The 11,176-nt window shown below is 72.3% G+C and carries 11 protein-coding genes; 5 read left to right on the plus strand and 6 right to left on the minus strand.

The features are described 5' to 3' along the window. The first annotated feature begins 43 nt into the window (after positions 1 to 43). Positions 44 to 2,017, plus strand: coding sequence for an ABC transporter ATP-binding protein (locus ACZ6R6_RS29855; protein ID WP_470098843.1), 1,974 nt, complete (start codon positions 44 to 46; stop codon positions 2,015 to 2,017). A gap of 27 nt (positions 2,018 to 2,044) precedes the next feature. Here the strand turns inward: ACZ6R6_RS29855 and ACZ6R6_RS29860 are convergent, their stop codons facing one another. Next, a complete protein-coding gene (locus ACZ6R6_RS29860) occupies positions 2,045 to 3,511 on the minus strand; it encodes a peptidoglycan D,D-transpeptidase FtsI family protein (RefSeq protein ID WP_470098845.1) in 1,467 nt (488 codons plus the stop codon). A gap of 99 nt (positions 3,512 to 3,610) precedes the next feature. After that, entirely contained in the window at positions 3,611 to 3,991 is a 381-nt protein-coding gene (locus ACZ6R6_RS29865; protein WP_470098847.1) for a MerR family transcriptional regulator, read from the minus strand. A gap of 91 nt (positions 3,992 to 4,082) precedes the next feature. Between ACZ6R6_RS29865 and ACZ6R6_RS29870 the strand changes: the two genes are divergently transcribed. Beyond that, the gene (locus ACZ6R6_RS29870) at positions 4,083 to 5,021 is read left to right on the plus strand and encodes an aldo/keto reductase (protein ID WP_470098849.1); all 939 of its coding nucleotides are present in this window, start codon (positions 4,083 to 4,085) and stop codon (positions 5,019 to 5,021) included. A 108-nt stretch (positions 5,022 to 5,129) separates the two neighbouring features. Here the strand turns inward: ACZ6R6_RS29870 and ACZ6R6_RS29875 are convergent, their stop codons facing one another. Then, on the minus strand, positions 5,130 to 5,786 hold the full coding sequence (locus tag ACZ6R6_RS29875; protein ID WP_470098851.1) for a TetR/AcrR family transcriptional regulator: 657 nt from the start codon (positions 5,784 to 5,786) through the stop codon (positions 5,130 to 5,132). An 84-nt stretch (positions 5,787 to 5,870) separates the two neighbouring features. Between ACZ6R6_RS29875 and ACZ6R6_RS29880 the strand changes: the two genes are divergently transcribed. Further along, positions 5,871 to 7,193: a GH1 family beta-glucosidase gene (locus tag ACZ6R6_RS29880; protein WP_470098853.1), complete on the plus strand. Its 1,323-nt coding sequence runs from the start codon at positions 5,871 to 5,873 to the stop codon at positions 7,191 to 7,193. Positions 7,194 to 7,264: 71 nt separating this feature from the next. Here ACZ6R6_RS29880 and ACZ6R6_RS29885 read toward each other — a convergent pair whose 3' ends face one another. Continuing rightward, entirely contained in the window at positions 7,265 to 7,609 is a 345-nt protein-coding gene (locus ACZ6R6_RS29885; protein ID WP_470098855.1) for a putative quinol monooxygenase, read from the minus strand. Between the two features lie 59 nt (positions 7,610 to 7,668). On the opposite strand from ACZ6R6_RS29885, the gene ACZ6R6_RS29890 reads away from it, so the two are divergent. After that, a complete protein-coding gene (locus ACZ6R6_RS29890; protein ID WP_470098857.1) occupies positions 7,669 to 8,064 on the plus strand; it encodes a MerR family transcriptional regulator in 396 nt (131 codons plus the stop codon). A 294-nt stretch (positions 8,065 to 8,358) separates the two neighbouring features. Here ACZ6R6_RS29890 and ACZ6R6_RS29895 read toward each other — a convergent pair whose 3' ends face one another. Further along, positions 8,359 to 9,255 carry a helix-turn-helix transcriptional regulator gene (locus ACZ6R6_RS29895; RefSeq protein WP_470098859.1) on the minus strand — a complete coding sequence of 299 codons (897 nt, stop codon included), beginning with the start codon at positions 9,253 to 9,255 and terminating at the stop codon, positions 8,359 to 8,361. A 254-nt stretch (positions 9,256 to 9,509) separates the two neighbouring features. Between ACZ6R6_RS29895 and ACZ6R6_RS29900 the strand changes: the two genes are divergently transcribed. Then, on the plus strand, positions 9,510 to 10,277 hold the full coding sequence (locus ACZ6R6_RS29900; protein WP_470098861.1) for an SDR family oxidoreductase: 768 nt from the start codon (positions 9,510 to 9,512) through the stop codon (positions 10,275 to 10,277). Positions 10,278 to 10,877: 600 nt separating this feature from the next. Here the strand turns inward: ACZ6R6_RS29900 and ACZ6R6_RS29905 are convergent. Then, positions 10,878 to 11,176: hypothetical protein (locus ACZ6R6_RS29905; protein WP_470098863.1), on the minus strand; the 299-nt coding region annotated here is incomplete at its 5' end.

Raw genomic sequence — 11,176 nt, forward strand, 5'->3', positions numbered from 1 at the left:
CATCCGATGGCGGATCGGCCGTGGGGCGCTTCAGACTGCACCCATGGCGGACACTCCCCTGGAACCTGCTCCCCGTACCGCGACCGATGAGGACACCTCCTCCGGCTCCATTCCCGAGCTCGGCGAGCTCAGCCTGTCGGAGTGGCACGCCCACGTCGGCAAGATGACCGGCATCGGCTTCCTGACCATCGCGCGCCGGCTGCCCGCGCTGGTGTCGCACGCCGTACGGCTGGCGTGGCTGGCCAGCCCCCGCGACACCGTCGTCGCGATCGTCCTGAGCCTGCTCGGTGGCGTGTTCACCGCGTTCGGGCTGCTCGCCACGACCGGGGTGCTGTCGGCCCTGTTCGAGGCGGGGCCCACTCCGGAACGGGTCATGGCGGCCCTGCCCAGCCTGATCGCGGTGGGGGTGGCCGGCACCCTGCGCACACTGATGCAGGCGGGCGCGGGCTGGGCGCAGTCCCGGCTCGACCCCCAGGTCAGCCGGATCGCCGAGGAGCGGCTCTACGGGCTGACCAGCAGGGTCGGCCTGGCCGCCTTCGACGACCCCGACTTCCACGACGCGCTCCAGCGGGCCCGGTCGCGCGGGGTCGCCATGGCGGACGTGGTGGTCGGCACGGCCATCAACGTGCTGACCGCGATCATCGGGATCGTCGCGGCGGCGGGTGTGCTCGGGGTGCTCCATCCGGTGCTCCTGCCGCTGCTGGTGCTGGCGGTGGTGCCGGACGCGTGGGCCGCGGTCCGCTCGGCGCGGATGCGCTACACCACGATGTACGCGCTGATCCCCGCCAGCCGCCGCAAGTGGATCATCGCGGAGCTGCTGGCGGAGCGCGAGTCGGCCGCCGAGGTGCGCTCGTTCACCATGCGGGGCTTCCTGATGCGGATGTACGACGCCGTGGCCACGGCCGAGCAGAGCATCCTCCTGAGGCTGGCACGGCGGCAGACGTTCGCGAAGATCGTCGGTGAGGCGCTCGGCGGGGTCGGGACGGCCGTCGTCTACGTCGCCCTGGGCATCCTGCTCGCCGTGGGCGCGGTGCCGCTGGCCGTGGCGGGCACGGCCGTGCTGGCGATCCGCTCGGGTCAGACGTATCTCGCCAACCTGATGTTCGCCACCAACCGCCTCTACGAGGAGGGCCTCTACTTCACCGACTTCCTCGACTTCTGCGCCGACGCGGAGAGCCGGATCGGGCGCGGGCGCTCCGGGCAGGCTCCCGAGACCTTCGAACGGATCACCGCCGAGGACCTCGTCTTCACCTATCCCGGCTCCGGCAGCCCCGCCCTGCAGGGGGTGTCGGTCCGCGTCGACCGGGGCGAGGTGATCGCCCTCGTCGGCGAGAACGGCTCGGGCAAGAGCACGCTGGCCAAGATCCTGTCGGGTCTCTACGAGCCGGACAGCGGGCGCGTCCGGTGGGACGGCACCGACCTCGCCGACGTCGACCCCGACCAGCTGCGCGGCCGCATCGCGGTCATCGCCCAGGACCACACGCGCTGGCCGCTGACCGCCCGGCACAACATCAGCATGGGCACGGAGAAGGGGGAGCCCGCGCTGGTCTCGGCGGCCGAGGTGGCGGGCGCCGACCAGGTCGTCGCCGAGCTGCCCCACGGCTACGACACCCTGCTCGACCGGCGCTTCAAGGACGGCCAGGAGCTGTCCGGCGGCCAGTGGCAGCGGATCGCCGTCGCCCGCGGCTTCCACCGGGACGCCCCGCTGCTGATCTGTGACGAGCCGACCGCGGCCCTCGACGCCCGCGCCGAGCACGCCCTCTTCGAGCGCATCCGGCAGCACGCCGACGGCCGCACCGTCCTGTTGATCACCCACCGGCTGGCCAGCGTCCGCTACGCCGACCGGATCTACGTCCTGGACCACGGCAAGGTCACCGAGGAGGGCACCCACGACCAGCTCATCGAGCTCGACGGCCTCTACGCCGACCTCTACAACCTGCAGGCCCAGGCCTACTCGACCGGAGCCTCGGCGGAGCCCGCCGTACCCGGGGCCGGAGGCCCGGCACGGCCCGCGTGACGGCCGCCGCGCCCCGGCCGGACCCGCCTACTCCGGGCGGATGCCCAGCACGGCCCGCATGACGGCCGCCGCGACGGGAGCCGCCGTCCGGCCGCCGGATCCGCCGTGCTCCACCAGGACGCCCACGGCCACCCGGGGGGTGGCCGCCGGGGCGAAGCCGGTGAAGACCGCGTGGTCCTGACCGGGGACGGCGTTCTCCGCGGTGCCGGTCTTGGCCGCGACGTCGACGCCCGGGATGGCGGCGGCCGTGCCGGTGCCGCCGGGCTGGGTGACCGTGACCATCATCGCGGTGAGCCGGTCGGCCTCGTCCTCGTCGAGCGTGCGGCGGTAGGGCGACGGATCCGCCTCGTCGATCACCGCGCCGTCGGCGAGGCGGACCTGCTCCACCAGATAGGGGCGCATCAGCACGCCGTCGTTGGCGACCGCCGCCGAGATCATCGCGATCATGAGCGGGGTGGCCCGGTCGTCGAACTGTCCCAGCGCCGACATCGCGGTCTGCGCCCGGTCCATCCCCCGCGGGTAAACGCTCTCGGCCACCGGCATCGGGACGGTGAGGTCGTCGGCGCCGAACCCGAACGCCTCGGCCTGCTCGCGGAGCGCGTCCTGGCCGAGGTCGATGCCGATCTTCGCGAAGGGGGTGTTGCACGAGGTCTTGAAGGCGTACGCCAGCGGCGGGTCGCCGTCGCCGCAGGCCGTACCGCCGGAGTTGCGCAGGTAGGTGCCGGTGCCGGGGAGGCGGAGCGCGGTGGGGGCCTCGACCCGCACGGTCGGACTGTATCTCCCGGAGATGAGCGCGGCCGCGCTGGTGACGACCTTGAAGGTGGAGCCCGGCGGGTAGTTCCGCTGGATCGCCCGGTTCAGCAGCGGGTCGCCGGGGTCGCTCCGCAGCCGCCCGTCCACCCTGTCGAGTTCGGCGCTGTCGAAGGTCGTGTAGAGGTTCGGGTCGTAGGAGGGGAAGGACACCATGGCCAGGATCGCGCCGGTGGCCGGGTCGATCGCGACGGCGGCCCCCCGCAGCCCGGTGGCGCGCAGCGCCTCGTAGGCGGCCCGCTGCGCCCGTCCGTCGATGGTGAGCTCAAGCGTGGCGCCGCCCTCGACGCCGTCCACCAACGAGCGCAGCTTCACCCAGGGGTCGCCGCCGGACAGCACCGCGTTCTCGGCCGCCTCGATGCCGGTCCCGCCGTAGAGCGAGAGGTGCCCGGTCACCGGCGCGTACAGCGGGCCCCAGGGATAGGACCGCCGGTACCGGTAGGCGCTGCCCCCGCTCTCCCGGCTGGTGGCGACGACCGTGCCGTCGCGCAGCAGGATCTCGCCCCTCGGGGTCTCGAACCGCGCGATCCTCCTCTGGGGGTTGCGCGGGTCCTCGTTGAGCCGGTCGGCCTCGAATGCCTGGATATGGGTCGCCTGGGCGAGCAGCGCGAACAGCATGGCCCCGCACATCAGGGCGACGTGCCGGAGCGGGATGTTGATCCGGCGCGCGCGTGGTGCGGCCATGGGCCCCTCCCCCGATCCCGCCACCGGTCACCGATATACCGGTTTAACAGCCGGACTGAAAAGGGGGGACCGTCCTGGGGCAAAGCGGCCGTACGGCTTCTAATCAACCACCGCGCGGTAGTAATTGATCTTGTTCAGGACGGCCTCCTGCTTCTCGCGCAGGTTGGCCACCTGGCTCTCCACCCGCCGGTTGTGGGCTTCGAGGAGCTCGATCCGGTCACGGATCGTATGGTCGCCCGCCCGGACCAGCTCGGCGAAGCGGAGCATCTCCGCGATCGGCATCCCGGTGTCCCGCAGGCAGCGGATCGTGCCGAGCCAGCCGATGTCGTCCTGGGTGAACCTGCGCTGGCCGGCCGCGTTACGGCCGACCGGCTCCAGCAGCCCGATCCGCTCGTAGTAACGCAGGGTGTCGAGACTGAAGCCGGTCTCCTCCACCGCCTGCCCTGGCGTGTAGACCTGCCCTGGTGTGTAGACGCTCACGCCTGGCAGCATCCCACCTGGAGCCCACTCCAGGTCAAGGCGGAATGTCCGGCTTGACCTGGAGTGAACTCCAGCCTGCAAGGTGATGCCCATGACACACATCCCCCTGGCGCTGGGAACCATCCCGTTCGGCACCGCCCTGGACGACAAGGCGACCTTCGCGATCCTGGACCGCTTCGTCGAGGCCGGCGGCGCGCTGCTGGACACCGCCAACAACTACCCCTTCTGGAACGAGGGCGCCACCGGCGACGAGAGCGAGCTGGCCGTCGGCCGGTGGCTGGCCGCCCGGGGCAACCGCGACCGGGTCGTGCTGAGCACCAAGTGCGGCGCCCGGCCGACGGTCCCCGGCGACCGGACCCTGGACTCCGCCGAGGGCCTGTCCGCCCCCGCGATCCGCGCGGCCGCCGAGGGCAGCCTGAGGAGGCTGGGGACCGACCACGTCGACGTGTACTGGGCCCACGTCGAAGACCGGTCCGTCCCCCTGGAGGAGACGCTCGGCGCGTTCGCCGAGCTGGCCGGGTCGGGCAAGGTCCGGGAGATCGGGGCGAGCAACGTCCGCGCCTGGCGCCTGGAGCGCGCCCGTGCCCTGTCGGCGGCCAACGGCTGGCCCGCCTACACCAAGGTGCAGCTCCGCCACACCTACCTCCGGCCCCGGCCGGGACTGCGGCCGGTGGAGTCGGGCCACGTGCTCGTGCAGGACGACACGATCGACTACCTGCGCTCCGAGCCCGGTCTGACCCTGTGGGCCTACAACACGCTCATGGCCGGCGCCTACACCCGGCAGGACCGGCCGATCCCGGAGATCTACGACCACCCGGGCACCACCCGCGGGCTCGCCGTACTGCGCGAGGTGGCGGGCGAGCTGGGCGTGACCGTCAACCAGGTGGTGCTGGCCTGGCTGATCGGCGGCGACGTCCCGACGGTCCCGATCGTCGGCGTGAGCTCCATGGCCCAGCTCGAGGAGGCGCTCGGCGCCGTGGATCTCAAGCTCGACGACGAGCTCCGCGCCCGCCTGGAGTCCGTCCGATGAGGCCGGCCGAGGAGCTGTGGTTCCTGACGCCCACGCCCCTGGGGGTGTGGCGCTTCCCGGGCGCCCGGTCGAGGAGGCCCGGGGCGGGCCTCTCCTGGTGGGCGCGGATCACCCCTGGGGGAGGTAGTCGGACAGGTAGCGGCGGACCAGACGCTTGCACTCGGCGATCAGTTCGGGGTCCCCGTCGGGCCGCGAGCGGAAGGCGAGCTTGAGCACGGCGTCGGCGGCCTCGACCGCGACGACCAGCGCCCGGTCCAGGGCCGGGCCGATCGGGGCGCCGAGCAGCTCGATGGTGATCGCGCGGAGCCGGTCGGCCACGATGACGTTGTTCTCCAGCGCGGCGTCGAGCATCCGCTCGGTCCCCTTGAGCGCCGGACCGCCCGGCGAGGGCAGCACCTCGCCGAAGTCGACGACGGCGAACCCCGGCGTCGTCCGTTTCATCGCGACGAACTCATCGATCGCCAGGTCCACCACCTCGGTCCAGTCCGACAGCTGCACGGCCGAGAGCCGGGTGGTGATCCGGCCGAGGAACGCCTCCAGGTTGCGCAGCGCCAGCGCCCGCACCAGCCCCTGTTTGTCGGTGAAGAACTGGTAGAAGGTGCCGATCGGCACCTCCGCGCGGCGCGCGACCTCCTTGGTGGTCAACGCCTCGTAACCCGCCTCGTCCAGCAGCCGCGCGCACTCGTCCAGCATCCGCTCGACCCGTTCCAGGCTGCGCCGCTGGGCGGGGCGACGGCGCAGCGTCCCCCCGGAAACGTTCGTCATCGCTCCATCATCCCCTACGTGCATCCCCTACGTGGGCCCGCCAGAGGCTAACATGAGCCACACTCATGCCAGCTGGAGGTCAGGATGTTCCTTTGGGGTACGGCTACCGCGTCCTATCAGATCGAGGGCGCCGTCGCCGAGGACGGCCGGGGCCTGTCGATCTGGGACACCTTCACCCGCGAGCCCGGCCGCGTCCGCGATGGGCACACGGGCGAGGTGAGCTGCGACCACTACCACCGCTGGCCCGAGGACGTCGCGCTGATGGCCGGGCTCGGCGCGAACTCCTACCGCTTCTCCATCGCCTGGCCGCGCGTCCAGCCCGACGGCAGGGGCCGGATCAACCAGGCGGGCCTGGACTTCTACGACCGGCTGACGGACGCGCTCCACGACAGGGGCATCGTCCCGGCGGCCACGCTGTTCCACTGGGACCTGCCGCAGGCCCTGGAGGACGAGGGCGGCTGGCTCAACCGTGACACCTCCTACCGGTTCGCCGAGTACGCCGCCGCCGTGGCCGACCGGCTCGCCGACCGGATCCCCATGTGGATCACCCTGAACGAGCCCTTCGTGCACATGGTCTTCGGCTATGCCATGGGCAACCACGCTCCCGGCAGGACCCTGCTCCTGGACGCGCTGCCGGTGGCCCACCACCAGCTCCTCGGACACGGCCTGGCCGTACAGGCCCTGCGCGCGCGGGGCGCGGAGCAGGTGCTGATCACCAACAACTGCACCCCCGTCTGGCCCGCCTCCGACGCCCCCGCCGACCTGGCCGCCGCCGACGCCTACGACATCCTGCACAACCGCCTGTTCAACGACCCCGTGCTCATCGGCAAATACCCGGATATGTCGGCATATGGCGTGAGCCTCGACTGCGTCCAGGACGGCGACCTCGACCTGATCGGCGCCCGGCTCGACGGGCTCGGCGTCAACTACTACAACCCCACCCGGATCGCCGCCCCCGCCGACGAGGGCCTCCCCTTCAGCGACACCGGCATCACCGGCCATCCCACCACCGCCTTCGGCTGGCCGGTCGTCCCCGACGGCCTCCGTGAGCTGCTGACCGGCCTCAAGGCGCGCTACGGCGACGCCCTCCCGCCCGTCTACATCACCGAGAACGGCTGCTCCCAGCCCGACGTGCCCGGCCCGGACGGGGTGGTCGACGACCAGGACCGGATCGCCTACCTCGACGGCCACATCGGGGCGGTCCACCAGGCCCGGGCCGAGGGCGTGGACGTACGCGGCTACTACGTCTGGTCCCTGCTGGACAACTTCGAGTGGGCCGAGGGCTACCACCAGCGCTTCGGCCTGGTCCACGTCGACTTCGCCACCGGGCGGCGCACCCCGAAGGCCTCCTACCACTGGCTCGCCGGGCGGATCGCCGAACACACCGGACACCCCGAGCCCCGCTAGCTGTATCGACCCGCGGGGTTGTCGACACGGCTGATGAGGGGGTCGGCCGCCCGCAGGAGCGGCGGCACCCGCTAGCGCGGGTAGGGGCTCAGCATGGCGCCGGAGTGGGCGTCGAGCTCGCGCTCGAGATAGTCCATCCGCCGCTCCCAGAAGTCCTTCATGTGCGGCAGCTCCATGTGCCGGTCGAGGTCCTCCTGCGAGCGCCACACCTCGTAGAGGAAGAAGGTCCCGTCGGCCTCCTCGTGAACGTGATACTCCAGGCTGCCCGCCTCCTGGCGGGTGGGCTCCACGAAGGAGAGCAGGAGCTCCCTGAGCTCGGCGGCCCGTTCCGGCCTGGGGTGGGCGAAACCGTAGAGGGAGACGGTGCCGGTCGTCGCGTGCCGCGCCTGGTCTGTCAGCGCTGTCGTGTCTGTCATGACGGCAACGCTAGAATCTCACACGGATGTGAGGTTCAAGCGTATGTGAGGCGGATCACATGAAGATCGGCGACCTGGCGCGCGAGACCGGCGTGAGCGTGCGCCTGCTCCGCTACTACGAGGAGCAGGAGCTGCTCGTGTCCGAGCGGGCCGGCGGCGGCCACCGCCGATACGCGGCCGACGCCCCCGCGACGGTCCGGCGGATCCGGACCTTCCTGGGAGCGGGACTGCCCACCAGGGTCATCCGCGACCTCCTGCCGTGCGTCACCGGCGACGGACCCGACCTCGACCCCTGCGTGATCGGGCACCTACGGGAGCAGCTCGGCGGCATCGACGAGCGGATCGCGGGGCTCCAGGAGGCGCGCGCCTCCCTCACCGGTCTCCTCCAGGCCACCGAAGGCGCCCGGCCCACCCCCGCCGGCCACCGTCTCCAGCCCGAGCCCGCGCTCCACTGACACCGGCGCCCCACTGAAGCCCGCGCCCCACCGACACTCGCGTCCCACTGACACGACCGCCCACCCCGGCGGATCCCGCCAGGCCGGTGCGCCATCGAGCACGGCGGATCCCGTCGGGCCGGTACGCCGTCGAGCACGGCCGGCGGCGGACAGGCCCGACGCCCCCTGCCCGCCGGTGCGGCAGGCCGGCCCTCCATACCGGCGGCAGGCCGTACGGCAGGGCCTCACACGGACGGCGGCGCCGTACGGCCGGCGGCCGCTCACCCGGCACGGCCGCTCACCCGGCACGGCCGCTCACCCGGCGCGGCCGCCCGCCTCTCGTCCCGCGTGATCCGGGAGGACTCCCCCGCCGACCTGCTCCAGAAGTGCTTCCCGCTCCGCGTGGTCCAGGAGCAGGGAGAGCCTGCCGGCCGCGGCCGACCCCGGCTCCGCCGTGTAAACGACGACCAGCAGGTCGGGGTCGCCCGGCAGGGCCAGCGTCTCGTATCCGACCTCGAACTCGCCGACGAGCGGATGGCACAGCCGCTTGCCGCCGTACGACTTCTCCTTCACCCGGTGCTCCGCCCACAGGCGGCCGAACGCCGGACTCGCCGCCGACAGGTCCGCGACCAGCGCGGCGAGACGGCCGTCGGCGGGATGCCGCGCGGTGTTCAGGCGCAGGTACGCCACCGTCTCGACGGCGACGGCCGTCCAGTCGGGGTAGAACGCCGACGCCTCCGGCGCCAGGAAGGCGTGGCGGGCCATGTTGCGTGAGCGCGGTTCCATCAGGGAGAACCCCATGACCGCGTCGGCGGGGGCGTTCCACGCGAGCACGTCCATGCACCGGTCGAGCACGAACGCCGGCGTGCTCATCACGTCGAGCAGCAGCTGGATCCCGGGGCGGGAGGAGGAGGCGGGCGCCGTGTCACGTGGCGGGTGAACGAGATCCCGCAGATGGGCGTGTTCGGTCGGGTCGAGACAGAGGACGCGGGCCACCGCGCCGATGACCGCGTCGGAGACGTTCAGGTCGCGGCCCTGCTCCATGCGTATGTAGTAGTCCACGCTCACCCCGGCGAGCTGGGCGACCTCCTCCCGGCGCAGGCCCGGCACGCGGCGGCGGCCGCCCACGGGCAGCCCGACGTCCTGCGGCCGGATGCGCGCGCGGCGGGAACGCAGGAAGCCGCCCAGATCGTCCGCGGGTGTGTTGCTCATGCCGCCAACTCTAAGGAAACCCGGTGCCCCCCTCGGGCATGGGCCTGAAGCCCGTCCACCCGCCCCGCACGGCGGTCCCCCGGGGACCGCGTGAGGGTGGGTCCGGCAGACCCAGGAAAAGCGCTGCCCTGGGCACGCCCTGAGCGCCGCGGCATGGTTGTCCGTGCCGGCAGGACAGCATCGGCGCCGGCAGGACATCATCGGCCGTCCGTGCCGGCAAGACACCTTCGCACCACCCGCAAGGAGCACCGATCATGGATTACACCTCTCTCACCGGCCGCACCGCCGTCGTCACCGGAGCCGCCAGCGGCATCGGCGCCGCCACCGCCCGCCTCCTCGCCTCGCACGGGGCCCGCGTCGCGCTGCTGTCCCGCCGTGAGGACCGCCTGAAGGATCTCGCCGCCGCCATCACGGCCGACGGCGGTCACGCGATCGCGGTGGCCGTCGACGTCGCCGACGCCGCCTCCGTCGAGGCGGGGGCCGCCCGGATCCACGCCGAGTTCGGCCGCGTCGACCTCGTCGTCAACGCCGCCGGCGTCATGCTTCCCAACCCCGTCGACGACGGTCGCGTGGACGAGTGGACGCGCATGATCGACACCAACGTCACCGGGGTGCTGCGCGTCATCCGGGCCTTCACCGCCGACCTGGTCGGGTCCGCCGCCGACGGCGGTCCCGCGGACCTCGTCAACATCTCCTCGATCGGCGCCCACGTCACCTTCCCCAACTACGCCGTCTACGGCGCCACCAAGGCCGCGCTCACCCACCTGTCGGCGTCGTTGCGCCCCGAGTTCGGCCCACGCGGCGTCAGGGTGACGAACATCGAGCCCGGCCTGACCGACACCGAGCTGGCCTCCCACATCGACAACCCGGAGCTGGGCACCGAGGGCCAGCTCGGTCAGATGATCGACGCCATCGGCCCGCTGTCCGCCGAGGAGGTCGCCGACCTGGTCGGCTACGTGGCCAGCCGGCCCAAGCACGTGAACCTGCGCCAGGTCATCGTGATGCCCACCCGCCAGGCGTGATCCCGGTGACAGCCTGCGCCGGGAGGACGTACACCACCCTTCTGGCGAGCGCCCCCGGAGTCTTCCTGACCTTCTGGGAGCGTCCCCGGAGTCGAGGGCGCGACGCGGGGTGCGGCGGAGCGCCGTAGCGGGGGCCGGGGGCAGCCGTAGCGGGGGCCGGGGGCAGCCGTAGCGGGGCCCCGGAGCGAGCGGCAGGGCGGGGCGCCGCCGACGGAGGTCTGCGGTGGCCGATGGCCGGGATGTCTTCAGGTCGCCGGTTCCCGGCGGGTGGCCTGGGGCGCGGCGATGACCTGGGGGCAGTGATGATGACCTGGAGGGCGATAATGCCCTGAGGAGCGGTGATGATCTGAGGGGTGGTGAGCTCCGCGGTCGCCTTCACGCGGATCTGCTCGGTGCTCGTGCCCTCATCGGTGCGGGCCCGGAGGGCGATGCCTCCGTTTGCCGGCCTGCTGTTCACGCCATTGTCCGGGCGGAAGGGCGAGTATCCGGACTCCGTCGATCGACGAATTCCACAGCGGCTCTGAAAGGGCCCGCCACACCTTCGGCTCGACCGACGTTATTGAATTCTTCCATATGTTCCGGGCGGATCCCCGGAGCGTTTTACAGCGTGGTCGTGGTGGCCGTCGAGTCCCACGTGGTGCCGTCCGTACCGGCGGCGTCCCAGGTCGTACCGTCGGTCGAGTCCCAGGTGGTGCCCGCCGCGAGCACTGACACGGAGTCCCAGGTGGTGCCGTCGGTCGAGTCCCAAGTCGTACCGTCCGCGCCGGCGGAGTCCCAGGTGGTGCCCGCCGCCACCGTCGACGCGGAGTCCCAGGTGGTGCCGTCGGTCGAGTCCCAAGTCGTACCGTCCGCGCCGGCGGAGTCCCAGGTGGTGCCCGCCGCCACCGTCGACGCGGAGT

It is taken from the genome of Streptosporangium sp. NPDC048886, from assembly GCF_055586905.1.